This window comes from Paenibacillus sp. J2L1-98 (genome assembly GCF_056269405.1).
This window is the reverse complement of the sequence record NZ_JBWDNW010000001.1, coordinates 848,685-873,630: the sequence shown is the minus strand read 5'-3', so window position 1 is coordinate 873,630 and position 24,946 is coordinate 848,685. Positions and strand designations below refer to the sequence as shown.

General features: G+C 49.3%; 17 protein-coding genes and 1 pseudogene. 15 read left to right on the top strand and 3 right to left on the bottom strand.

The window, feature by feature from the left end; translation table 11 throughout:
- Positions 1-54 precede the first annotated feature (54 nt).
- Positions 55-1,362, top strand: a complete 1,308-nt coding sequence (locus AC0YNZ_RS03945) for a multidrug effflux MFS transporter (RefSeq protein ID WP_475825355.1) — start codon at positions 55-57, stop codon at positions 1,360-1,362.
- Between the two features lie 140 nt (positions 1,363-1,502).
- Here the strand turns inward: AC0YNZ_RS03945 and AC0YNZ_RS03940 are convergent, their stop codons facing one another.
- A complete protein-coding gene (locus tag AC0YNZ_RS03940) occupies positions 1,503-2,735 on the bottom strand; it encodes an MFS transporter (protein WP_475825354.1) in 1,233 nt (410 codons plus the stop codon).
- Between the two features lie 170 nt (positions 2,736-2,905).
- On the opposite strand from AC0YNZ_RS03940, the gene AC0YNZ_RS03935 reads away from it, so the two are divergent.
- The 5 genes and pseudogenes from AC0YNZ_RS03935 (at position 2,906) to AC0YNZ_RS03915 (ending at position 9,052) form a co-directional block, all read left to right on the top strand.
- On the top strand, positions 2,906-3,484 hold the full coding sequence (locus AC0YNZ_RS03935; RefSeq protein ID WP_475825353.1) for a TetR/AcrR family transcriptional regulator: 579 nt from the start codon (positions 2,906-2,908) through the stop codon (positions 3,482-3,484).
- A 193-nt stretch (positions 3,485-3,677) separates the two neighbouring features.
- Positions 3,678-3,800: pseudogene (locus AC0YNZ_RS03930) on the top strand (RNA polymerase subunit sigma-70); the annotation flags it as partial.
- A 109-nt stretch (positions 3,801-3,909) separates the two neighbouring features.
- Positions 3,910-5,577 (top strand): extracellular solute-binding protein, encoded by a 1,668-nt coding sequence (locus AC0YNZ_RS03925; protein ID WP_475825512.1) that lies wholly within the window; start codon positions 3,910-3,912, stop codon positions 5,575-5,577.
- A 99-nt stretch (positions 5,578-5,676) separates the two neighbouring features.
- Positions 5,677-7,437, top strand: a complete 1,761-nt coding sequence (locus tag AC0YNZ_RS03920; RefSeq protein ID WP_475825511.1) for a sensor histidine kinase — start codon at positions 5,677-5,679, stop codon at positions 7,435-7,437.
- Positions 7,412-9,052 (top strand): response regulator transcription factor, encoded by a 1,641-nt coding sequence (locus tag AC0YNZ_RS03915; RefSeq protein ID WP_475825352.1) that lies wholly within the window; start codon positions 7,412-7,414, stop codon positions 9,050-9,052. The genes AC0YNZ_RS03920 and AC0YNZ_RS03915 overlap by 26 nt, the downstream gene beginning before the upstream one ends.
- Positions 9,053-9,132: 80 nt before the next feature.
- Here AC0YNZ_RS03915 and AC0YNZ_RS03910 read toward each other — a convergent pair whose 3' ends face one another.
- Positions 9,133-9,984: an AraC family transcriptional regulator gene (locus AC0YNZ_RS03910; RefSeq protein ID WP_475825351.1), complete on the bottom strand. Its 852-nt coding sequence runs from the start codon at positions 9,982-9,984 to the stop codon at positions 9,133-9,135.
- Between the two features lie 218 nt (positions 9,985-10,202).
- Here AC0YNZ_RS03910 and AC0YNZ_RS03905 point away from each other — a divergent pair, with 218 nt between their 5' ends.
- Together AC0YNZ_RS03905 and AC0YNZ_RS03900 are read left to right on the top strand one after the other, a co-directional pair.
- Positions 10,203-12,488, top strand: a complete 2,286-nt coding sequence (locus AC0YNZ_RS03905) for a beta-L-arabinofuranosidase domain-containing protein (RefSeq protein ID WP_475825350.1) — start codon at positions 10,203-10,205, stop codon at positions 12,486-12,488.
- A 172-nt stretch (positions 12,489-12,660) separates the two neighbouring features.
- The gene (locus AC0YNZ_RS03900; RefSeq protein WP_475825349.1) at positions 12,661-14,100 is read left to right on the top strand and encodes a glycoside hydrolase family 43 protein; all 1,440 of its coding nucleotides are present in this window, start codon (positions 12,661-12,663) and stop codon (positions 14,098-14,100) included.
- Between the two features lie 299 nt (positions 14,101-14,399).
- Here the strand turns inward: AC0YNZ_RS03900 and AC0YNZ_RS03895 are convergent, their stop codons facing one another.
- On the bottom strand, positions 14,400-15,548 hold the full coding sequence (locus AC0YNZ_RS03895; protein ID WP_475825348.1) for a family 8 glycosyl hydrolase: 1,149 nt from the start codon (positions 15,546-15,548) through the stop codon (positions 14,400-14,402).
- 123 nt (positions 15,549-15,671) lie between these two features.
- Here AC0YNZ_RS03895 and AC0YNZ_RS03890 point away from each other — a divergent pair, with 123 nt between their 5' ends.
- From AC0YNZ_RS03890 to AC0YNZ_RS03860, 7 genes are all read left to right on the top strand, one after another.
- On the top strand, positions 15,672-17,249 hold the full coding sequence (locus AC0YNZ_RS03890; protein WP_475825347.1) for a response regulator transcription factor: 1,578 nt from the start codon (positions 15,672-15,674) through the stop codon (positions 17,247-17,249).
- Between the two features lie 20 nt (positions 17,250-17,269).
- Positions 17,270-19,018, top strand: a complete 1,749-nt coding sequence (locus tag AC0YNZ_RS03885) for a sensor histidine kinase (protein WP_475825346.1) — start codon at positions 17,270-17,272, stop codon at positions 19,016-19,018.
- 120 nt (positions 19,019-19,138) lie between these two features.
- The gene (locus tag AC0YNZ_RS03880; protein WP_475825510.1) at positions 19,139-20,812 is read left to right on the top strand and encodes a type 2 periplasmic-binding domain-containing protein; all 1,674 of its coding nucleotides are present in this window, start codon (positions 19,139-19,141) and stop codon (positions 20,810-20,812) included.
- A 94-nt stretch (positions 20,813-20,906) separates the two neighbouring features.
- Entirely contained in the window at positions 20,907-21,881 is a 975-nt protein-coding gene (locus AC0YNZ_RS03875; RefSeq protein ID WP_475825345.1) for an ABC transporter permease, read from the top strand.
- 18 nt (positions 21,882-21,899) lie between these two features.
- On the top strand, positions 21,900-22,838 hold the full coding sequence (locus AC0YNZ_RS03870) for a carbohydrate ABC transporter permease (RefSeq protein WP_475825344.1): 939 nt from the start codon (positions 21,900-21,902) through the stop codon (positions 22,836-22,838).
- A 341-nt stretch (positions 22,839-23,179) separates the two neighbouring features.
- Positions 23,180-23,917, top strand: a complete 738-nt coding sequence (locus AC0YNZ_RS03865; protein WP_475825509.1) for an ABC transporter ATP-binding protein — start codon at positions 23,180-23,182, stop codon at positions 23,915-23,917.
- On the top strand, positions 23,823-24,938 hold the full coding sequence (locus AC0YNZ_RS03860; protein WP_475825343.1) for an efflux RND transporter periplasmic adaptor subunit: 1,116 nt from the start codon (positions 23,823-23,825) through the stop codon (positions 24,936-24,938). The genes AC0YNZ_RS03865 and AC0YNZ_RS03860 overlap by 95 nt, the downstream gene beginning before the upstream one ends.
- Positions 24,939-24,946 lie beyond the last annotated feature (8 nt).

The window sequence follows — 24,946 nt, the reverse complement described above, 5'->3', positions numbered from 1 at the left end:
TGCTTCGTCTCTTTCTAATAAATGGATCAAGTTACTATTGGGTTTAACTTATTCTTGGTCTATAATGAAGCAAGTTTGCACGATTACCATGATTCATCACTTTGGAATAGTTTAGGAGAAGATCTAACGATGTCTGCAACAAAAAATTATGATCGCCTAAGATTAGTATTACTGTTAGGTGCTTTTTCAGCTCTTGGCCCACTTACGATTGACATGTATTTGCCGTCATTCCCGCAAATTACCGCTGACTTTGGAACCCAGGCTTCTCTTGTTCAGCTTAGTTTGACAGCATGCCTCATTGGCTTAGGTTTGGGTCAAATTATTATGGGACCATTAAGTGACGTTCATGGCAGACGCAAGCCAGTTATTATTTCACTTATTTTCTATCTGGTTGCTTCGTTTGTCTGTGCGATCTCCCCGAATATTTATTGGTTTATAGCTGCACGCTTTGTTCAGGGTTTCGCTGCCTCTGCGGGAATTGTTATCTCCAGAGCAATCGTACGCGATGTATACAGCGGAACAGAATTAACGAAGTTTTTCTCAATGCTCATGCTTGTAAATAATCTGTTTCCTATGATTGCGCCTATGGCTGGCAGCGGTGTGATCTCCTTTACAACGTGGGTAGGAGTGTTTTTCGTACTGGGCATTGTTGGTTTACTACTCGTTATTTTGGCAACGATGAACTTAAAAGAGACCTTGCCTGCCCAGAATCGGGTATCTGGTAACTTCGGAGAGCTGTTAGCCGGTATTCAAGCTCTGCTTAAAGACCGGCAGTTTATCGGCTATGCGCTTGCACAAGGCATTATGATTGGGGGCGTATTTGCCTACGTATCGGGGACTCCATTTGTTTATCAAAATATTTACGGAGCTTCTCCACAACTGTTCGCGCTGTTGTTCGCATCCAATGGAATCAGCTTAATTATTGGTTCACAGGTCGTTGGACGGTTCAGCAAAGCGTTCTCGGAACGCAATTTTGTTATTCTTGGTTTGCTGTTGTCTTGTACGGCCAGTTTTGCAGCCTTGCTCGTTATTTTATTGCACGGTCCATTACTGGCATTGGTTATCCCGTTGTTCTTCTTTGTGGCGTCAATCGGTATGACGGCAACAGCTTCTTTTGTTTTGGCGATGGGTTCGCAAAGTCAAAGGGCAGGAAGTGCATCCGCCCTGCTTGGCTTGTTGCCTTTTGTAATTGGAGCATGTACTTCACCGCTAGTCGGCGTTGCCGGAGAGAATTCCGCGGTTCCGATGGGGATCATCATCTTGTCCACTAGCCTGCTTGCTCTTTTCGCTTTCTTTGGACTCGCACAGAAGCCGCAAATTAAGCTTACTAATAACCATATTGCATCAAAGGTTTCTCAATAAAGCCTCTGGTTGCGCTTATGAAGCTTTATCATGAGTTTTATAAGGCGAAGAAGTGATAGTAGAACGCCACCTTGGTGAAGGTGGCGTTTTCGTTTTGTGCAACGCATGCAGATGGCTCCCATTGGCATCTATTTATTTAGTTAACTGCCAGTGAAGATCTCATTCCTTGCCTGGTTGCTCTTTTCTGTGTGTTTTTCGGTGAAAAAGTAAACCAATGCTAATAGCGGCAAGATGGTACCAATTAGTGTTGCGAGCTTCCAGCCCCCCTGGTTATATGACCAACCGCCCAAAGATGATCCGATGGCTCCGCCTGTAAAGAATACAGACATAAATAGACCGTTAAGGCGTCCTCGCGCCTCGCTCCCCAACGAATAAATCGAGCGCTGACCAATGACAAGGTTTCCCGACACGGCCATGTCGAGCGTAAATGCGGAAATAAAGAGAAGGATCAGAACTGGAATGGAATGGCCTTGGAATAGATGGATAAGCATAAATGACAGGACTGCTACAATTAAGGCTGTCCCCGTTAGCGCTTTGCTCCAGCCTCTGTCCGCTAATCTTCCGGCAATCGGAGCAGCGATGGCGCCACCTACGCCAATTAGCGCAAACCATGCAATGCCTTTCTGGGACATGCCGAAATGATCAGCCAAATGTAAAGGAACGACAGTCCAAAATAAGCTGAAAGCTCCGAATAAACAAGCTTGATACAAGGCGCGTCGTCGTAACACCGGAGTCTGCCGCAATAAAGCGCCTAAAGAGAGAATGAGCTTCCCGTAGCGTACAGTTGGCGACGGCTTGCGCTCCGGGAGAACGTAAGCTAGTAGAGCGGTCAGTAGCGAGATCACAATGGCGGATAAAACAAATATGGCCCGCCAGCCCCAAAGGCTGGTTACAAAGCTTGCAAGCGGCCTGGCAAACATGATTCCTAACAAGAGGCCGCTCATCACATTGCCGACCACGAGGCCTCGTTGGCTTTCAGACGATAAATAGGCGGCAAGGGGCACCAGAATTTGAGCTACAACAGATCCAATGCCGATAAAAAGTGATGCGATCAAAAACAATGGCGCATTGGTCGCGAATGCGGCAGTTAACAGTGCGGCAACCGCAAGAATAAGCATAAAAACCGAGAGTCGCCGATTTTCAATGACGTCGCTTAGCGGTACGATCAACAGCAGCCCGATCACATACCCAATTTGGGTCACGGTAACAATGAACCCCGCAACCGTGGAAGAAAGGTCTATTGCATCGCGAATAGGTCCTACCAGAGTTTGAGCGTAATAAAGATTGGCAGCGATAAGTCCGCACGCGGCTGCGAGCAGAAACATCATCCAACTTGAAATCCTGCGTTCTTGATTGTTTTGTTCACTTCGCATAGTGATCCTCCTCAATAATATACTGAACGTATCGTTTATTAATTATTGATTACAATAATATACTGAACGTATCGTTTTGTAAATAAGCTTTTTTTAAGTGCCTGTCTTTTGTATACTAAACGTATCGTTTATTTGGTGCTTGCAGATGGAAATAAGAAAGGAGGATTCGCGTGCAGGGGAAAAGAGGGCGCCCGCGCAATATGGAAACGCAAAACGCGATTCTTTCCGCTTCCTATGATTTATTGTTGGAAAGCGGCTTTGGAGCGGTTACGGTAGAAAAAATAGCTGATCGTGCCAAGGTAAGCAAAGCTACGATTTATAAATGGTGGCCTAATAAGGCAGCGGTCGTGATGGACGGTTTTTTATCCGCTGCGGCTGCAAGACTGCCTGTACCGGATACAGGTTCGGTATTCCGGGACATTCTTGAACATGCCACCAATATGGCGCTGTTTATGAGAAGCCGCGAGGGCTCCATTTTGTTGGAGATCATAGGTGAAGGGCAGGTAGATTCCGCATTGGCGGAGGCATTTCGAACCCGCTATGTTCAGCCTCGCCGGCTGGAGGTTCATGGTATTTTGGAGGAGGGGCTTCGGCGCGGAGAGTTGAAGAAGGATCTGGATTTCGCATTATTCACGGATCTCATTTATGGGTCGATCTTCTACCGGCTGTTAGTTTCGGGCGATAGGATCGACGATCACTATGTCGAGCAGTTGGTCACCCATGTGTTTGATGGCATTCGTCCGATTTGAGAACGAAATAGCGAATTATGGAAGGTGTTAGGTAAGGCGAACATATCGCAGGAGCGGCTTCTCCAACTTTGAATGCAACGCGACCTATAAGGGTTGCGTTTTTTTTATAGCTGATTAGTCCCCGAAACAAAGGGGCCGAAAAACTGAGATAGGACAATAGATTGGAGGATTTAAAGAGGATTTCATTAGATTTTCTTTGTTTGATCCGATTGGCACTGATAAAGAAGGCTGCGAGATTACGTTGATCGATATCCTCGGTACGCAGGCCGATGATATTGTCGATAAGGTGCAGCTGAAGAAGAGTAAACATCGGATAACGATATCAAGAATTGCATCTTGTATTTTATATTCCGTATCAGGGAAAATAATAATGATATACTATTATTTCTTTATCGAGAAATGGGGTTGTCCGAGTGCGGGTGACGATGGGGGACAAGAAGAAACTGCTGCTTGCCGTATTCATGGCCGTTCAGCTGTTAACGGCATGCCAGAACAATCTCGGCACGGAAGAAGAGCCGAATTCGGGCGAGGGTGAAGAAGCGATCTATGAAGAACCTGGCTTAACCAAATACAATCCGCCGATCGAGGTTTCGCTCGTACGGGAAACGAGTGACGACTTGTTTGATCTGATCCATGTTTTCCCGGGGGAGACGCTGGAGGATAATCGATGGAGCCGGCTCTACGAGGAAGTGCTCGGTATTCGAATTAAATACGATTGGACTGCCAGTCGCGACCTTTATCAACAGAAGCTGGGCTCTGCGCTCGCTTCGGGAAACATCCCCGATATCGTAAGAGTGAATGCGCAGCAGCTGCGGCAGTTGGCCAACGAAGGTCTGATCCAGGACCTCACCAACGTGTACGGGCAATATGCGGCGCCGTTCACAAAGGAAGTGCTTAGCCAGGAAGGGACGGGACCTTTCGAAGCGGCGACGATCGACGGCAGGCTGATGGCTATACCGGAGACGGTCGCATCTATCGAAGGGGCACAGTTTATATGGATTCGAACCGACTGGCTCGACCGGCTCGGCTTGCAGCCGCCGAAGACGATAAACGATTTGCTGGCTATTTCGAAAGCGTTTACAGAAAAGGATCCCGACCGGAACGGAAAGCATGATACGTTTGGACTGGCGCTTACGCAATATTTGTGGGATCCTGTGATGGGATTGACCGATTTCATGGCCGGATACGATGCCTATCCGAACATGTGGATTAAGGACGGATCGGGTAAGCTTGTATTCGGAGCCGTTCAACCGGAAGTGAAGACGGCGTTGGCCGTCCTTCAAAAGCTGTACCGGGAAGGGCAAATCGACAATGAATTCGCGTTCAAGGACGGCCGGAAAGAAAAAGCGCTGATTGCAGACGGGAAGATCGGCATCATGTACGGCGTGCAATGGGGCTCATTCACGGTTCAATCGAGCTACGAGAATGATCACGGCGCGGATTGGCGGGCTTTTCCGATTGTTTCAAATAAGGGAAAGCTGCCGAAGGTACCACTTAAGTTCGCAACCTCACAATTTCTCGCCGTCAAGAAGGGGTTCGGGCATCCCGAAGCGATCGTGAAGATGATTAATTTGCACTTGGAGAAAAACTGGGGCGCAACGGCCGAATACGAGACCTACTACAGCACCCCGTACCCGGCATGGCAGCTCTCGCCCGTCACCCCGGCGCCGATGCTGAAGAACTTGGAAGCGTTCCGTCAAATCAAAGAAGCGCGAAGAACGAATGATTATTCCGGGTTGCACGACGAAGCCAAAGCGATCCAAAAAAACATTGACGCTTATTTGTCGGTCAACGACGTAACCGGGTGGGGCTGGGAACGAACGTATGGACCGACGGGAGCATTCTCGATACTTGATCAATACGAGAAAAATAACCAGTTATTATACGAAAGTTTTGTAGGCGTTCCGACGGAAACGATCATTGAGAAGCAATCGATTCTGGAATCTCTGATAAACAAAACATTCATGAACATCATCCTTGGCCGTCCGGTCGACGAATTCGACCGTTTCGTCGAAGAGTGGCATCTTTTGGGCGGGAAAGAGATGACGGGCGAAGTTAATGAGTGGTACTCGGAGAAGGGCCGTAAACCTTGAAGGGGGATGGGAAATCTTATCTTCGTCCGCAAACCTTCATTATTTTTATGCTGTTCATGAATGAAGCTGCTTGCGAGGAGTTGTGTCGATTTGCTTAAGATGCCCGTTAATTATTTGCGCCACGCCTTGTTCCTGCGGCTTGTGTTCATGTATCTCGTCGTTATTCTGCCTATTATTTTGCTCGGTGTCTATTTGTATAACTGGAGCTACAACAATGCAAGCCAGGACATCTCGAGAAATACGTTGGCACAATTGTCGTCCTATCTGGAAGATATGAATCGTGAGGTCGAATGGCTTGAAGTGCAGCAGTTCGATATGCTGCAGGAAGGAGAGCTCAATAAAATTGCGGTTACGTGGACGATGATGGACAGTGTCGATAAGAAAGAGAGCATGGATTACCTGCTGCATCGTCTTACTTCGATTAAGAATAGCAGTGCCTATATCAAGGATATTTACGTTCATATTCATTCCATCGGCAAAACGGTCTCGGTTAACGACGCCGTTCATGATTTCGAACAGGATAGGTATAACCAGATTCGTGCCGCGTCGGACCGAAGCAGGGCAAGCCGACTGATCAAACAAGACGGATCACTTCATCTCAGCGCTTCCAAGTTTGGCGGGAAGAAGGGGGAAGAACCTCTCTTTCTCGTGCAGATCGAGCTCGATTCGGAGAAGCTGAAGGAATCCCTGAACCAGCTGAGCGTTTATCCCGAGAGCGGTTCGTTCCTGATCGCCGAAGGGGCGGATTATACGCTGCTCGGCAACGATCAATCGGCCGATATTATGAAAGGCTATAGGCAAATCGCGAATAAATCAAAGGAAAGTTCCCTCTTATTGGAGGCGAATGGAATAACGTATCATGTCGACAAAGCCGAGTCGGCGGAGCTGGGACTTTCGATCGTGACGTATTTGCCGGAAGAAACGGTTAAGCGACCGCTCAACAGATTTAACCGCTGGGCTTGGCTATTCGCGATCACGTCGCTCCTGGCGATCGTCGTGTACTCCTTCTCTACCTACAGGCTCGTTCACAGGCCTCTGCTGCTTCTCGTTCAGAGTTTTCGCAGAATGGAAGGCGGAGCCTTGGACATTCAGATCGAACATGGAAACAAGGATGAATTTGGCTATTTATACGATCGTTTCAACCAGATGCTGTACAAATTGCAAACGCTCATCGATCAAGATTTCAAACAAAAGCTGATGATGCAGAAGGCGGAGCTGAAGCAGCTCCAATCCCAGATAAATCCTCACTTTCTATACAACAGCTTCTTCATTCTCAATTCGCTCGCCAAGACGGGAGATACGGACCGAATTGAGCTGTTCACCAATATGCTGGGCGAATACTTCCGCTTCATTACGCGCAACGGGGAAGATAACGTATATCTATCGGAAGAGATCAAGCATGCGCGGATGTATACCGAAATCCAGAAGCTCAGGTTTTCAAGGCGCATTAGCGTCCAGTTCGACGAATTGCCCGAGGAGATGAAGCGAATCCGGGTGCCGAGGCTGATCGTTCAGCCGATCATTGAGAATGCGTATGAGCACAGCCTGGAGAAGATGCCGGAGGAAGGTTTTCTCCGCGTAACATTTGAACGAAGCGCTTCGGAGTCGCTTATCGTTGTCGAGGACAACGGAAACAAAATCGACGTTGACGCGATTGATGCGTTAAACGACCGATTGGCGAATAATGACCAGGCTCATGAAATGACCGGCATGATCAATATTCATCGCCGAATTGTGTTGACGTATGGAGAAGGCAGCGGATTGTTTTTGTCCAGAAGCCGGCTTAACGGTATGCGGGTTGAGATTCGAATCAAATCCAAGGAGGGGGATGGAGATGCACCGACTGCTGATCGTCGATGACGAAGAGATTATTACCGACGCCCTTCATGAAGTGTTAAGCAGCCTCATGCCGGATCAGCTCGATGTCTGCAAGGCTTACTCGGCCAAAGAAGCGCTCGACTGGATGTCGCGCACGAGAATCGATATCGTCATGACCGATATCGCCATGCCAGGGATGAACGGCTTGGAACTATCGGAGGAAATTCAAACCTACTGGCCGAGATGCAAAGTCATTTTTCTGACCGGACATAGCGAGTTCGAATATGCTTACCGAGCCTTGCAAATGCCGAATGTACGCTATTTGCTGAAGACCGACGGGTTTGCGAAAGTAACCGATACGGTTAGGGAGACGTTATACGACATTCACCGCAGCAATCACGAGAGCAAGCTGCTGGAGCAGTCGCGTGAGCAAATGTATGCGTTCGAATTCATGGCGCAAGGGGATTACATGCGGCAATTGCTGCAGCAGAGTGACGTGCTCTGCGCCGGGCAGGGCACGCTCGTCAAGGAATTCGGCGAACTGAATATACGGCTGAACCCGACCGATGACATCATGCTCGTCTTGGCCCGCCTTTCTTATCCCGATGGAATGAAATATACGGAGAGAAGCCAAGTTCTTGCTTCGGCCAGGATGATATGGGATGCTTACCTGAAGGATCAGACGAGCAGTATCGGCATTGTAGACAAGCATGGCGATTTGCTGTGGTTTATTCAGCCGTTATGGAAGACAAATGAAAAGCCCGATAACCACTTTATCCTGTATATAGAAGGAACGCTGGAGCTTGTGCAAGAAGCATGCCGCGCCTCCCTTGGGCTGTCGATCGGACTGACGATAAGCGGAGAAAGCTGCGAATGGGCCGCCGTTACCCAACAATACGAAAGGCTTCGCCAACTGCAGCAATTTAAGATCGGTGACGGCATCTCCATGATTTTGCGGGACCGGAGTGATACCGATGACGTTCTGGCGGGCAAAGAGGGGGGGATGCCAAGCCGCAAAGGCGAGATCCTATCGGTGCATCTCGAAGCGGGCCGCGCGGAGGAATTTTTCGTAGAATTAGAGCAATTATCGAGCTCGATGCTCCAGCATAACGAGTATGCGCAGCGCTCGATCGAAGCTTACTATACGGTCGCGCTTATGCTCTATGCTTCCCTTAACCGACTGGGTCTGCAAAGCCGAATCGACGATCACGCCAAGCTGATGCGTCTGGACGATCATGCCTCTATGAAAGATGGATTCTGCTATCTTAAGCAAACGGCGGAAGCGATCTTCCGCTTCAAACAAAGCGACGAACGGGACAGAACCTCTCAAGTGATCGACCGAATTTGCCGTCACATCGAGAATAATTTGAGCGAGGATTTATCCTTGGTTCGTCTTGCGGAAATCCATTATTTCAATCCTTCGTATTTATCCCGCTTTTTCAAGCAGGAACGAGGGATCAACCTGTCCGAGTATATCGATAATTGCCGGTTAAGAAAAGCAAAGGAGCTTCTTCGGAACCCGGATTTAAAAGTGCGGGAGGTGGCCGTATCCGTCGGTTACGAGGCGGCTCACTCTTTCACTCGATTTTTCAAAAAGGTAACGGGAATGACGCCGCAGGAATACCGCGACAGCCTGTCACTAAGCGATAATCATTAAACGCTGCAATGCAATAAGGACCGGACGAGCTATAGCTCGTCCGGTCCTTATTGCATTGCATCGGTGCTGTTGAATGATTTTTAATGATTCAGCAGCCGATTGGAAGCCGCGTTCCGGTAATGGCTTGGCGTCAAATTTGTTATCTGCTTAAACGACTTCATAAAATGATGGCTGTCATGATAACCGAGCTGCATCGCGATTTCCGTAATCGTCATATTGGTGTCGGTTAGCAGGAATGCGGCCGCGTCCATCTTCTGCTGCAAAATAAACCGCTTGAGCGAAACGCCGGAAGTTTTCGAAAACATTTGCGAAATATACTTGGCGTTATATCCGAAGTGATCCGCGATCTTCGACACCTGCAGCAGCTCGAAGCGGTACCACTTGACGTAGTCCACAATATCGTTATAAAGCTGCTGCTTCTTGAGCTGCGGCTGCGACATCTTTTTTTGTCGGAATACTTGATTATAGAGCTCGCACAGGATGCTTGTCGCCAAATAATTGTTTAGCGTTTGATCCTGGTAGCTTCGGATAGTATCTTGCAGCTGTTTCATCATCACGATCAATTTATCCTTATTGCTCAGCTTGCCGCTGCCCGGAATGATTATATGCCCCGGAGGACAATCAGACGATTTGTCAGGGTCTGATCGCTCCGTCCGGCCATCATCGGCAAGAAAGTGCAGCCAATAAAAGCTGCATTCGGATTGAAGATAGCCAAATTGCTTGGTTCGAGGAGGCATTAGCAGGTAATCGCCTTCCCGGAGCTCGTATTTTTCTTGATTATCCGCGATATACAATGTGCCCGTAACGGGGATGAACAGCTCGTAATCCATCAGCATTCGGCTCATATGTTTCCACTCTCGGGTAGGCGCGACGAACTTTCCTGTCATCGTGAGCTGCAAAGGTTTTTCGATATTGATCGTGAAGCCGTTCATACGCACCGCTCCTTAGCTGACTTTTTGACACTGATTATTGGGATATTGAATGAATCATTTCTAGCTATAATCATTATACCGATTATGATTTCGTCAGCAAATAGCTGACTTTTTTACACTAATTCGAACCTTTCGCCATTTACCTGCATAGGCGCGAAGCGGTAATCTAAAGTTGGTTAGCGCGCTGATACAAAAGGGTTTTCGAAAGGGCGAGATTTATGATGAACGGGACCAAGCTTAAGCGGGATAGCTTGCAGGATTTCGGATTGGATCAGGTTAAGCTTACCGGCCAATATCAAGCCAACGCGTTTGAAAAAGAGCTTCAATATTTATTAGAATACGATCCTGACCGATTGCTGGCCGGATTCAGGGAGAATAGGGGATTGGCACCGAAGGCGGAAAAGTACCCCGGTTGGGAAAATACCGAAATTCGGGGCCATACGCTCGGGCATTATTTGACGGCATGCGCCCAAGCGTACACCCAGACCAGAGATTCTGTGCTATCGGACAGACTATCCTATATCATTTCCGAATTATCGCAGTGCCAGTTTGAAACTGGCTATCTCTCGGCGTTTCCAGAAGCGCTAATCGACAACGTCGAAAATAGGCAGCCGGCATGGGTGCCTTGGTATACGATGCATAAAATCATTGCGGGCTTGATCTCGGTGTACTATGCTACCCGTTCGCGAGAGGTGTTTGATACGGTCATGCGGTTAGGCGATTGGGCCGCATCCCGGACGGAGCGCTGGACGGACGAGCTTCAAGCGGTCGTCCTTTCGGTCGAATATGGCGGAATGAATGACTGTCTCTACGACTTATATAAAATTTCCGGCCGCCAAAGGCATTTGGATGCGGCTCATCGGTTCGACGAGCTCCCCTTGTTCGAAGCGATCAGAGAAGGCCGGGACATCCTGAGAGGGAAGCATGCCAACACGACGATCCCGAAATTTATCGGGGCACTGAACCGGTATTTGGTGCTTGGGGAGAGCGAGCGGTTTTACCTTGAGGCCGCGATGAAGTTTTGGGACATCGTCGTTGGCCATCACAGCTATATGACGGGCGGAAATAGTGAATCGGAGCATTTTGGAGAACCGGACTCGCTGAACGCAAGACGCACCGATATTACCTGCGAAACTTGCAATAGCTATAACATGCTGATATTGACCCGTGAACTGTTCAAGCTCACGAGAGACAAGAAGTACGCGGACTTTTACGAGAGGACTTATATGAACGCAATTCTCTCGTCGCAGCACCCGGAAACGGGGATGACGATGTATTTCCAGCCGATGGCGACGGGCTATTTCAAAATCTACAGCTCGCCGTTCGAGCATTTCTGGTGCTGTACGGGCACGGGAATGGAAAGCTTTACGAAGCTTAACGATAGCATTTACTTTCACAAGGATAACCGGCTTTACGTGACGCAGTACGCAAACTCTATCCTGGACTGGCAGCAGCAGCAAGTGATGATTACTCAGAGCTCCGGCATCCCCGATCACCATCAAGTTACATTGAAGATTGAAACCGCTGACCGGCAGGCCAGATCGCTGGAGCTTTATCTTCGGATCCCTTATTGGGTCAGCGGAACAATCGAAGCGAGCATAAACGGCGAACCGATTCGCTTTGACCGTCAAGACGATTACTTGGCAATCCATCGACGGTGGCAGCATGGCGAGACGCTGGAATTGACGTTGCCGATGAAGATCAAGGTTTCCCGTCTGCCGGATAACCGGAACGTGGCGGGATTCCAGTATGGTCCCGTCGTGCTGAGCGCCGCTCTAGGAACGGAGGATTTAAGCATTGCCCAGACGGGCGTTATCGTCAGTGTGCCCACCCGTAAAATGCTCGTCAAAGATTTTCTCATTCCTGTAGGGAAAAGTCCTGAGCAGTGGCTCGAAGGGATTGAGAACCATCTTGTGAAGGACGGCAGCGAGCTTGCCTTTCGATTGATCAATACGGACGAGGACGATCGGCTTGTCTTTACTCCCCATTACAGGCAGCATCAAGAACGTTACGGCATTTACTGGAGCATTGTAGACGCGGAATCCGAGGAATTAAAACAGCATTTGAACAAAACGAGATTGGAGCGTTTAATCCAAGAGGCTACAATCGACAGCGTTCAGGTCGGCAACGATCAATACGAGCTGCAGCATGCGATTGTGGGGGAAGCGACGGTCGGAGGAGCTTGGGACGGACAGAACGGTAGAATCGTATATCCCGGAGGATGGTTCAGCTATCGGCTGAAAATCGTCCCGGGAGAGCGAAACCTGCTTCAAGTGACCTACTTCTCCGTCAACCACGACCGTGTCATGCATATTTATGCAAACGGCGAGCTATTCGTCAGCGAACGATCGTCTTCCCATTTCAAACGCGAATTCGTCACGAAACTTTATCCGATTCCCGATGAACTCATTAACGGACAAGACCATGTCGAGTTTATGTTCAAGCCCGATGATAAAATAAACGGTATTTACGGTATACTGCGGACGATGAGACCGATTGAATAAAAAGAAGCCTGTTGAGAAATCTCAGCAGGCTTTTAACATGCCCGCATTCAAAAAATCTAGAACTTCCCGGGTAATGAAACAGCAATCGGCAGGTTGTTGCCCCTAGCCGTGAGCGTTACACTTTGATCATGTCGGAAAAGGATTAACACTTAATCGGGAGTTGATAGAAGCGATGAATGAAGAAACGAAAACGAGTTTTGCGCCCCCTGCCAAGGTGATCGGCAAGCTTCCTCCAAGCGGCAACCCGGTTGTCTCCCATAAATTCGGCGCCGATCCCTATGCGTTGGTATTTAACGATCGCGTATACCTGTACAATACGAACGACGTGCTGGAATACGATGGGGAAGGCAATGTTAAAGACAATACTTACGGCAATATTAACAAGCTGTCAGTCATTTCCTCTGACGACCTGATGAACTGGACGGATCACGGCGAAATCGTCGCAGCCGGACCGGATGGCGCGGCCAAATGGGCGACGCAATCGTGGGCGCCCGCAGCCGCCCATAAAGTCATTGACGGAAAAGACAAGTTTTTCTTGTACTTCGCCAATAATGCCAGCGGCATCGGTGTTTTGACAAGCGACAGTCCGACCGGCCCGTGGGTAGACCCGATCGGGAAGCCGCTCATCTCGAGAGAAATGCCTGCCGCGGCTGAGGTGACTTGGCTCTTCGACCCTGCAGTGCTGGTTGACGACGACGGCAAAGCGTATATCTACTATGGCGGCGGCGTTCCGGATGGGAAGGATGAATGGCCGAATACCGCGCGCGCGATGCAGCTGGGCGACGATATGATCAGCGTCGTCGGGGAAGCGGCCGCCATACCGGCGCCCTTTATGTTCGAGGATGCCGGTATCAACAAATACAACGGCGTTTACTACTTTACTTATTGTTCGAACTTTTATAACGGCGTGCGTCCGGAGGGAAGCCCACCAGCCGGGGAGATTGCTTATATGACGAGCGACAATCCGATGGGGCCATGGACCTACGGGGGTACGATATTAAAAAATCCCGGACACTTCTTTGGAGTCGGCGGCAATAACCATCACGCCATGTTCCAATTTCATGATGCTTGGTACATGGCCTACCACGCGCAGACGTTATCCAAAGCGATGGGGGTTCCGAAGGGCTACCGTTCGACTCATCTAAACCGGGTTTTCTTTAACGAAAACGGTTCGATCGGGGAAATTGCGGCAGATCTAAATGGCGTAAAGCAAATCAAGCCTTTCAATCCGTATGCCCTCGTAGAAGCGGCGACGATGGCGTGGAACGCAGGGGCTAACACTTCATTGGTAGTCGCGGAGATGGCTGTCGCCGGCATTCATGAAGGGACTTGGACCGCAGTTGCGAAAGCGGACTTCGGCAGCGGGGCATCCTCTTTCACGGCATGGGTATCGAGCACGAAGGACGGCGGCACCCTGGAGCTGCGCCTTGGTGATCCGGAGGGCAAGCTGATCGGGACGCTTACCGTGCCTTCACCGAACAGTGAGAATCAATGGGTCGAAGCCAATGCGGAAGTCACGGGAGCCGAGGGCGTTCACGATCTCTATTTCGTGTTTAATGGAAAACCCGGCACGGAGCCATTTAAAATCAAATCCTGGCAGTTTAAGCATTAATCTGCCCGGTGAACTGCACCCCGTCAAGTAGACAGTACAAATAATAAAAATGAGTTAAGCGGCCTTAGTCCTGAATTCCATCGGACTGAGGCCGTTTAATTTCGCCTGTAATCATTCGTAATGGTAAAAGTGGATATAGGCCTCATTGTCCTTATTATGTGTCGGACAATATTGAACAATCTCCAGTCGTTCCTGCCAGGGAGGAAACGCTAAACCCTATCCTTCAACAGGTATTTTACAATTAATCGACAGGTTGTATTTTCGGTCTGAAAACGTAAAATGAATGTCCTAAGACAGCATTACTTATTATAAATACGATAGTTTCCGCTTAAGCCCAGTAAGCTGAAAAAGTACAGGCAATTGTCGTAATAACGGCGGACGCCCCTGCGAAGAGGTGTATTCCAAATAAGATGAACGAAATGGGCAGCATCCGAGCCGTCTGCGGCCAGGGAGGACATGGCATTCGTTGCCAGGAGCCCGATCGGATGCAAAGCCGGCTCCTCAAAAGGTTTTCCGTCAATGGTATATCGGCGGTAATCGGACACTTCAATATCACGGAAAAAATGTTGAAGACGATTCGACTGCTCTACCTGCCATGGATCCATCCGAAACCATTCCCAATCTAAACCTATGTTTGCCGCTACCCGGTAAGCGTCGCTGAAGAAATGCCGAAATTCCCCGTGGGGCTGCGGTTCTGCCGGCGTTCCATCGTAATTCGCATATTCAGGAGAGAGCCCGGTTACCGGATGGCAAGCGGTATGCAGATAAGCCCGGCTAGCTGCTGCGGCTTCCCTCCAGAACGATCTGTCCTGCTCGTCCGCCTGCAGAGCGAACAAGTCATAGAAATGGGGAAGATGGTAGGATGGATCGCTAAAAGGAGATTCCGGTATAAATTTGATCAATTTCGTTGCCGGGTCCCACATCGGATCGCCATCGCCGTGCTCGCCCTGATGCACGCATGCGCGAAGGATCGTTCTCGCCTGATCGGAATAGTTGTACGGTTCGGCACCGTCTCCCCACCGGTTGGAGGCGAAGAACAGCGCCATCGCGAAAAATTCTTCCCCGTCGGGGGCGGGCCCTTGGGATATGCGGGTGCCGTCAGGCTTGCAGTGCCAGGCAAAGTAATGCTTATAACGGCCTTCCGTATGCTGCATGAAGGTGTTCGAGAAATTCCACAGCCGGTCGAATTCCTCCTTCTTGTTCATTTGTACGGCCATCATCATTCCGTAGGACATGCCTTCAGACCGCACGTCCAAATTGCCGGTGTCGAGTATATAGCCTTTATCGTCGCCGAGCGGGTAGTAGATTCGGACTTCCGGATCGCCATAAAACAAGTCAGACCATGCCCGTTCAAGCTTTTCGTTGATCGCTTTTTCGGTATAGCCTAGCTCCTTGAACAGGTTTCTGTATTCACCCGTATAAAAAGCGCCTTTTTTTAAGTTCGTCATTTAGATAACCTCCATTATCTGTGATTTCGCATTCATCATATCATCAAAGACATTTAAGGAATTATAGTATTTTCATGAAAAAATATAGCTTATTCGATTTAGTCCAGAAAGAGGGTTGCCTCCATGTACTCTGTGATCGTTGTTGACGACGAATTATTTGTGCGCAAGGGATTGATAGGGATGATTGACTGGGAAAGCAGCGGATATCAAGTCATCGATGAGGCTGACAATGGGGAGGATGCCCTTGCCTTGATACGAGCGAAAAAGCCGGATCTGGTCGTAACCGACATTCGCATGCCCGTCCTGGACGGGATCGGGCTCATTCAATCCGCTGCCGAGGAAAAGCTTGAGTCGGAATTTATCATTATTAGCGGATATAACGATTTTCGGTACGCTCAACAGGCTATGCGTTTTGGTGTGTTTGATTATGTTTTGAAGCCTATTGACGAGGATGACATTCTACAAGCGCTTGCGAAACTTCGTGACAAGTTATCGGCGAAGAAACAGCTGCAGGAAAGAAGGCATATCCAAATGGGGGAAAGTCAGATCGAAGCCTTGATACGGGGGGAGCTTGGCGAGATGGCGCTGGGGGAATGGGAGGGCCCTTGGACGGCAGCTGGCGCTAACTCGTTCACCTACGTATTAATCGAGTTGAATAATGTGCTTCCTTGGAATGCTATTACGATGCCTGCTAAGAACGTGCTTAAGGCGGGCATACAGGAAGCCATTCAGAAGGCTGCTTTTGCTTCGTCGATGCCTATCGTTTACGAACATCGCAGGGCATACGGCTTCATCGTTCCGGACCGTTACTTAACCTCTTATGATGGAAACATTCGCAAATTCATCGAGGCCGTACTGCTGCTGCTGCTGGGCGGCCGGTTTGATTTGGAGTTTCGAGTCTATGCGGGCGAATCCGTAAACGTTCTTGAGGAGCTCAAGCTTTCTTACATGAGCGCGAAGGAAGCGCTATCTTACAAGTTTTTGAAATATACGGAGAAAATCATTCTCTATTCGGACATCGCAAAATTGGACTTGAATTATAGGCATTTGGATGATGATGTGTACCGTAAACTGATCGATGCGGTTGAAGAGAACGAAATCAATGAGATCAATCAGGCAACAAACCGGATGTTTGCGGATTTTTTGGAGAAACGCTTCTCTCCGGAGGCGATAAAAACGGCGATCGTTCAATGCGTACTTGCAATCGGAAAATCCGTCAGGAGCATCGAAGGCGATGAAAACGAGCTTAAAAGCATCGAGCCTGTCATCGGCTGGCATGATCATAACGTCACGCTGGAAGAGCTGCGGCGATTATTTGAAGCTTTTGTTTTCGAGGCCGCGGACACGATTCATAAACTTTATAAGACCTATGGCAAGGGCGGAATTAATAAAATCAAATGTTACGTGGATCGAAATTTTCACAAAAATATGAATTTAAAGAGCATCGCCGCCCAATTTTATATGAACTCCGCCTATCTTGGACAGCTCTTTAAGAAAACCTATGGCGTTTATTTTAACGACTATTTACAGCAGCTTCGCATTGCCGAGGCTAAGAAGCTGCTAAGACAGAAGGACATGCGCATTTATGAAATTGCGGAGCGGGTCGGGTTCAATAATGCCGATTATTTTGTCACCCAGTTTGAAAAACTGGAGAAAATGACTCCGACGGAGTACCGGAATCGATGGAGCAACCGATCATGAGTTCCGGAAAAGGGGGTTCCATGAATCGATTGCTGAACAATATAAGGCTACGAAACAAGATGCTTTTTGTTTATTTTCTTTGCGTATTCGCGCCGATAATTCTGACGAACGTCATCTTCTATCATGTCATTACGGGCAATGTAAAGGATCAGAGAATCAAGGATATCGGCCGGGCCGTCGAACAGATCCAGAATGAATTCCGATTGCAGGTTGACGATGCGGTCGGATTATCTTCTTTTTTTTATGCGGATTACAACACGAACGAGATCCTTGACCGGAATTTTACGAAAACGGAAGATTATGTAGAGGCTTATGATGCGTACCTGAGGCGCGCGTTGAACAGCTACATTCCCGTTTCCTTGTCTCTCCAAAACATTATGATTTACGCAGATAACCAGACTTTGCTGCATTCCGGCAATATTGGTTTTTTGTCCGACAAGATCAGGGCTCAGAATTGGTATAAAACGGGGACGAGCAGCGCACGGTCACAACCCGTGTTCGTTCGAACGGAAACGATGAATGGACGGTTTGATTGTTTTTCGCTGCTCCGGAAGTTGGATTACTTCTCGGATAGGATGCATAAGGAAAAGCTGTTGAAAATCGATTTTAAAACGATCGATTTGGAAGAAATTTTCTCTAATTTAAACATGGAAGGTGATATGTATTTACTAAATCCCGCCGGTGAGATTGAATATACGACGAATCGCGAAATAGACTGGCAGGATAGCCATAAAGCGGCATACGCATCGCTTAAGTCGATCAATTCGATCGAGTTCGATAAAGAATACCGGGGAGTTAGCTATTTGAACGGCTGGCGGATCGTTGGAACCATCAATGAAGACGAGGTCGTGAAGGAAGTACGGAAATCACGCGTCTTTATTTTGTGGTCCGCCTGCCTGATGATGATCATACCGACCATTATTATTGTTATTATTACCCGCTCGATTAATAAACGGATCGTAAAAATTTTGAAGCATATGAAAAAAGTTAAAAGCCAGAGCTTTGAAATCATTCAGGATGCGGAGTCTCGGGACGAGATCGGGCAGTTGACGCTGGAATTCAACAGGATGACCTTGCAGGTTAAGTCCTTGATCGATGACGTCTACGTTGCGGATATCCAAAAGAAATCGCTCGAGCTTGAACGCCGTAAGGCGCAATTGAATGCGCTGCAAAGCCAAATTAATCCGCACTTTCTGTTTAATGCCCTGGAAACGATTCGTATGCGCAGCTTGCTCAAGAATGAGAGTGAAACGGCAAAAATTATTCATAGTATGGCCAAAATCTTCCGCAGTTCCCTGACCTGGAACAGAGACCGGGTAACCGTGAACGAGGAACTGGGCTTTATCCATTGCTTTCTTGATATTCAGAAATACCGGTTTGAAGACAAGCTGGACTATCGTATTGATGTCGCCTTAGAGGCCTATACATCCGAAGTGCCCAAAATGGTATTTCTTCCCTTTGTCGAAAACGCCTGTATTCATGGGATTGAACCGTTGAAGCAAGGAGGAGGGATTGACATCCGGATATTCGTAGCAGATCGCGAGTTAGTGTTTTCGATCCGCGATAACGGGGTCGGAATGGATAAAGAGAAGGTAGACGAGCTGTATCGTTATGTAAATTCGGATGAAATAATGGGCGATCGGATCGGGATTCAGAACGTCATTTATCGCGCCAAAATGATCTATGGCGACAAGTTCCGATTTACCGTGGATAGCCATCCCGGCAAGGGAACCTTCATCGAGCTTAGGATCCCGAATGAATCGGGCTAAAGATATAATTTTCAAAGAAGAGACCATAATTACACGGGTAATCGAAAAATGGAATCGCTTTTATACTAAAGGTGCACGACAAAATAGATTACGAGAGGGGTAAGTAAAACAGTGAAGAAAATGAAAGTTTTGCTTCTCGGCCTAGCCGCTGCCTTGTTGTTGTCCGTTGTAACCGCATGTTCCGGAAACAACAACGAGAAGCCTGCCGAAACGAACGGCAGCGGCTCCGGAGCGACGCAGGAGAAAGTAACCTTTACGATTTACAATGGCGTGGCCGGGTCTAAGGACGGCAACACGAACGAAACGACCATCGGCAAGATGCTCGAGGATCAGACCGGCGTTAACTTCAAACTGGAGTTTCTTGTCGGAGACTTGAACACCAAGATCGGCACGATGATTGCTTCAGGCGAATATCCGGACGTCCTGATTCCGGATGCGGCGATGGAAGAAGTGCTGAATGCGGGCGCGTTCTTACCGCTTGACGATCTAATCGAGCAATACGGCCCGAATATCAAGCGGGTGTTCGGCCCGTATTTGAACCAAATGAAAGCAAAGGACGGAAAGCTGTATGTTCTACCGATGGCCGTCCAGGTTGGCGACTTCGTTCCCGATCCGGAACCGGGAGGCGCCTTTTGGGTGCAGCGCCGCGTACTGGAAGAAGCAGGCTATCCGAAAATCAAAACACTGGACCAATATATAGAGCTGATCTCGAACTTCAAGGAAAAGCATAAGGATGAAAATCTGACAGGCATGGTTGCCTTGACGCACGACTGGCGATTTTTCGCAACCTCCAACCCGCCAATGCATTTGATGGGCTATCCGAATGACGGCGGCGTCACGGTTGATCCGAACACGCTGGAGGCAAAGACGTATGCAGCTGCCGACGCTACAAAAAAATGGTTGAAGGCGTTAAACGATCTGAATGCGAGAGACTTATTCGACAAGGCTTCATTCGTAGACAATTATGACCAATATACTGCCAAATTGACGTCCCACAACGTTCTCGGTTTCTTTGATTACAGATGGCAAGTGCAAAATGCGCTCAACGTACTGAAGGATGCGGCCCGCAAGGATCCTTCCCTGGACGGCTACAATTACTTCCCGCTGCCGGTTACATTTGACGAGAATACGCCTGACGCTTATATCGATCCGCAAGGCGGCCTCGTGACGAACCGGGGGATCGGGATTACGGTCAGCGCCAAAGATCCGGTGCGGATTATCAAATACTTCGACAACATGCTGACGGAAGAGAACCAGACCTTGATGTCTTGGGGGATCAAAGGCGAAACGTACGTAGTGAACGAAGAGGGCCGCTTCTATCGTACAAAGGAGCAAATCGACAAAATCGACGAGACCTTCAACGAGAAATTCGGCTTCAAATATTACAGCTGGAACTGGCCGATGTACAGCGGCAACTCTACGCTTGCCAGCGGCAATGCCAAGGGCGTAGGTTATCAGCCTGAAGTATTCCAAATGAGTTTGACACAGAAGGATAAAGATATTTTGGGTAAATACGGGGTGCAGACCTACAGCCAAATGTTCGCAACGCCTGTATACCGTCCTTGGTATCCGGCTTGGGGATTCACCAAGGAACAGAATTCTCCGGAGCAGCTGTGGGAAGCAAGCAAGGATGAACTGACGAAGAAGTACTTCCCGAAACTGGTGCTTGCTTCTCCCGACAAGTTTGATTCGGTCTGGGACGAATACTTGAAAGATTTCGGCAAGCTCGATACGGCCGGCTACGAGAAGTGGACGACGGAACAAGTCAAGCTGAAGGTCGAAGCCGCTAAATAATGAACACGGAGGTAGGCCGGACAATACCCATAGCTAAACCCCCGGCCTATCCTTTTTTCGTTCAGATGATTCGGTACCGGAAGGAGAGAAAATGATGGAGACCAATACTTTACAGACAACGTCCCGGCCAGCCTTGAACAAGAAACCGAAAGGGATCAAACCGTTTTTATTAAAGCTGATTCAGCAGCGCGCACTCGTATTGATGTCCGTACCCTTTCTGATCTGGCTCGTTATTTTTAAATATGTTCCGATATGGGGATGGACCATCGCTTTTCAGGACTACAAGCCAGCGCTCGGGTTCTGGAAACAAACGTGGATCGGACTTGACCATTTCAAGTTTCTATTCGGAGACGAACGATTTTTGCGGGTGCTGCGAAATACGCTGGCGATGAGCTCCATTAATCTGATCTTCGGATTTGTAACGGCGATTACGCTTGCGCTTCTTCTTAACGAAATACGAAGGGTCGCCTTCAAGCGGCTCGTGCAGACGGTTAGTTATTTGCCGCATTTTATTTCCTGGGTCGTAGCGGCCAGCATTGTGCAAATCACCCTGGCCCCTGACGGCATCATCAATCAATTGCTGATTTGGCTTGGATTAGTGAATATAGGACACGAGATTTTATTTCTGGGCATTCCTGAATACTTCTGGACGATTTTCGGAGCAAGCTCGATATGGAAGGATATCGGCTGGAATACGATCGTTTATCTGGCCGCCATGACCACGATAGATCCCGCGCAGTACGAAGCGGCGGAGATCGACGGCGCGAACCGGTTCAAGCGGATGTTCTATATTACGCTGCCGGGCATCAAATCGGTCGTCGTCGTATTGTTAATCATGAACATCGGATACTTGTTGGAATCGGGATTCGAGCCGCAATACTTGCTTGGCAACGGCATGAACGTGGACTATTCCGAGAACATTGATATATTCGTCTTGAAATACGGCATTGCGCAAAGCAACTTTTCCCTTTCCATCGCGGCAGGCATGTTTAAGACGCTGGTCAGCTTCATCCTGCTGTTCGTAGCGAACAATGCCGCGAAACGCATGGGCGAATCCAGACTTTTCTAGAACGGGAGGAACATTAAGATGGCTGCAAGCGATGCGAAAATAACTAAGAAGTATAAGATTAAAGCTTCAATTGGCGATCGTATTTTCGATTGTTGTAACTATATTTTTTTGATTCTGCTTATGATCGTAACTCTCTATCCGTTTATCAACGTACTGGCGGTCTCGCTAAACGACGCCCAAGACTCGATTAAAGGCGGGATCTACCTGCTTCCCAGAGTTTGGACGCTGGATAACTACGATTATATTTTGAAAGAAGCAACGATCTTCCACGCCACGCTCATTTCGATCCTGCGCACGGTCATCGGAACGGTAACGACGGTGTTCTGCTCGGCCATGGTGGCGTTTACGATCAGCAGGCAGGATTACGTGCTGCGCAAATTCATCACAGTCGCTTTTATTTTGACGATGTATTTTAACGGCGGTTTAATCCCTAACTACCTGCTCATAAGAGACTTGCATCTCGTAGGCAGCTTCTGGGTCTATATATGGCCGGGTTTGATCGGCGTATTCAACCTGATCATTATTCGATCCTTTATCGAGAATTTGCCTGAAAGCATTCTGGAATCGGGCAAGATCGACGGAGCCGGCGAATTCAGGACGTTTTTCAATATCGTGCTGCCGTTGACCGCGCCCGTGCTTGCCACGGTAGCTTTGTTCTCGGGTGTCTATCAATGGAATTCCTGGTTCGACGTATTCTTGTACAATTCCTCGCATATTGAACTGAGCACGCTGCAGTACGAGCTGCAGAAGATTTTGCAAAATTCCAATACGACTTCCGGCACATCGAGCCTGGACGGAATGATTAACGGCGCCAGCGGAGCGCAGCAGAGTACGGTTACGCCGCTGTCCGTCCGCGCTACGATGACGATCGTGGCCTCCTTGCCGATCATCATGGTCTATCCGTTCCTTCAGAAATATTTCGTCAAAGGGATGATGGTCGGCGGAGTCAAGGGCTAATCAGGGTAAAGTAGATAGCCGAAATTGCGACAACGGCAGTCACAGGCGCCGAAGGCATCCATGACCTGTATTTCGTGTTAGCGTAACGTTCGGCGCACCAAAAGGAGACACAGCTTTTAGCTGGGTCTCTTTTCTGTTTAGGCTGCTTATTCTCAAAGGACTACGACAGAAGTTCTTCTTAGTAAACCTATCTTTTGTAAGGTGAATAAACAAGAAACGAACGGGTATTGTTCGCGAAATGAAAGCGCTAAAATTATGAATGATAGAACCGGATCGGCTTCTAATACCTGCTGATATGACTTTACAGCATCAACAATTAGATGAACTGGAGGGGGATCGCGATGTCGGCGAAAGAAGGAAGACTGAAAGAAGCAAGCGGCGAAACGATTCTGAAGGCAACCGGCATTAAACGGGTCTTTGGCAGAGGAAATGCCGCCGTCACCGCGCTGGCTGACATCCATTTGGCCATACCGGCCGGGTCTATGGTGGCGCTCAAAGGCCGGTCGGGTTCCGGCAAGACGACCCTGCTGAATATTCTCAGCACGCTTGACGATCCGACGGAGGGTCAGGTGTTCCTCCGTGAACGTGAGATCACCGGACTTTCCGGAGCTCAGCGCAGCGCGCTGCGGCGCAAGGAGATCGGCCTGGTGTTCCAGTCGTTCGGTCTGATTCCGCTGATGTCCGCTTACGAGAACGTAGAGTTCGGGCTTCGGATCGCGGGTACTCCGGTCAAAGGAAACCGCGAGGCCGCGGAGCGGGCGCTGGAGCGCGTCGGCATGCGGGAGAGGATGAAACATCGGCCGACGGAGCTGTCCGGCGGCGAACAGCAGCGCGTGGCGATCGCCCGCGCGATCGCCCACGAGCCTGCCCTGCTCATCGCGGACGAGCCGACCGCGGAGCTGGACAGCAAGATGGGCCTGCAGGTCATCCGCGTATTCCGCGATCTGGTGAATCGGTCCGGCATGACGATCGTGATGACGACGCATGACCCGGGTATTATGGAGCTTGCCGATTACGTTATCGCATTGGAGGATGGAAAAATTGTATCGCAAACGACTCATGAATCACATGTTGTTTAAACTGATTCCCCGCGCCAAGCACGCTGCCGTCATGCTCGCCGCGTCGCTGGCGCTTACCGGCTGCTCGCTGCTCCCCTTTGAGGAGGAGGCGCTTCAGCCGCCGCTCGTCCAGCCGGCTAAGGAAGAATTAGACATCGTGGACGCAGCCAAGGGGAACATTCAGACATTCCTCAAAGGAACGGCGAATTTCGTGTCCGCCAGCATGGATACGCTCTCATTCAAGGAATCCGGCGGGCGGTTGAAATCCATCAACGTGACGGTCGGCCAAGAGGTGAGGGCCGGCGACCTGCTCGCCCGGCTGGAGACAGGTGACCTGGACCTTCAGATTCGCCTGCAGCGGCTGAGCGTGGAGCGCGCTCGTCTGCTGTACGACCAGACGCGCGCTTCCGGCGCGAACGCAACCGATCTGCGCCTGCGGGAGATCGACTTGGAGCGGGAGTCGATGCTGTTGGAATCCATGGAGAGCCGACTCGATCAATCGCAGCTGTATTCGCCGATCACGGGGATCGTCACCTTCGTTGAAACGTTGAATGCGGGCGACTTTATCAACGCCTACCAATCGATTGTAACCGTTGCGGATCCGTCAAAGATGCAGCTGACTTATGCAGCGGCAAATACGAAGGACCTGCTTCCGGTAGAAGCGGGCATGCCCGTCAGCTTGAAGTATAAGGGCAAGGATTATAAAGGGAAAGTGCTGCAATCCCCTTCCAATGTGCCCCTCGCCGCTGACGGTGCGAAGGCCGAACGCAATTCGGTGACCCTCATTATCGGCATGGACGATGAGCCGGACGGGATCCAGATCGGTCATAGCGCGGAACTCAGTATCGAGCTCCAGAAGCGCGAGAACGTCATCGTGCTTCCGCGTTCGGCGATCCGCTCCTATATAGGCCGCAGCTACGTGCAGGTCGCAGAAGGTGATCGACGCAAGGAGGTCGACGTCGAGGTAGGCTTGGCGACGCCGACCGAGGTGGAGATCGTCCGCGGGCTGGAAGAAGGCCAGAAGGTCATCCTTAATAATTGAACAGAAAT

Excerpts from the sequence above, each read along its gene's own strand:
- AC0YNZ_RS03885 (WP_475825346.1), top strand. The coding sequence starts at position 17,270 with ATGAATCGATTGCTGAACAATATAAGGCTACGAAACAAGATGCTTTTT.
- AC0YNZ_RS03875 (WP_475825345.1), top strand. The coding sequence starts at position 20,907 with ATGGAGACCAATACTTTACAGACAACGTCCCGGCCAGCCTTGAACAAG.
- AC0YNZ_RS03860 (WP_475825343.1), top strand. The coding sequence starts at position 23,823 with ATGACCCGGGTATTATGGAGCTTGCCGATTACGTTATCGCATTGGAGG.
- AC0YNZ_RS03895 (WP_475825348.1), bottom strand. The coding sequence starts at position 15,548 with ATGACGAACTTAAAAAAAGGCGCTTTTTATACGGGTGAATACAGAAAC.
- AC0YNZ_RS03920 (WP_475825511.1), top strand. The coding sequence starts at position 5,677 with ATGCCCGTTAATTATTTGCGCCACGCCTTGTTCCTGCGGCTTGTGTTC.
- AC0YNZ_RS03880 (WP_475825510.1), top strand. The coding sequence starts at position 19,139 with ATGAAAGTTTTGCTTCTCGGCCTAGCCGCTGCCTTGTTGTTGTCCGTT.
- AC0YNZ_RS03910 (WP_475825351.1), bottom strand. The coding sequence starts at position 9,984 with ATGAACGGCTTCACGATCAATATCGAAAAACCTTTGCAGCTCACGATG.
- AC0YNZ_RS03890 (WP_475825347.1), top strand. The coding sequence starts at position 15,672 with ATGTACTCTGTGATCGTTGTTGACGACGAATTATTTGTGCGCAAGGGA.
- AC0YNZ_RS03900 (WP_475825349.1), top strand. The coding sequence starts at position 12,661 with ATGAATGAAGAAACGAAAACGAGTTTTGCGCCCCCTGCCAAGGTGATC.
- AC0YNZ_RS03905 (WP_475825350.1), top strand. The coding sequence starts at position 10,203 with ATGATGAACGGGACCAAGCTTAAGCGGGATAGCTTGCAGGATTTCGGA.
- AC0YNZ_RS03925 (WP_475825512.1), top strand. The coding sequence starts at position 3,910 with ATGGGGGACAAGAAGAAACTGCTGCTTGCCGTATTCATGGCCGTTCAG.
- AC0YNZ_RS03915 (WP_475825352.1), top strand. The coding sequence starts at position 7,412 with ATGCACCGACTGCTGATCGTCGATGACGAAGAGATTATTACCGACGCC.
- AC0YNZ_RS03870 (WP_475825344.1), top strand. The coding sequence starts at position 21,900 with ATGGCTGCAAGCGATGCGAAAATAACTAAGAAGTATAAGATTAAAGCT.
- AC0YNZ_RS03865 (WP_475825509.1), top strand. The coding sequence starts at position 23,180 with ATGTCGGCGAAAGAAGGAAGACTGAAAGAAGCAAGCGGCGAAACGATT.
- AC0YNZ_RS03940 (WP_475825354.1), bottom strand. The coding sequence starts at position 2,735 with ATGCGAAGTGAACAAAACAATCAAGAACGCAGGATTTCAAGTTGGATG.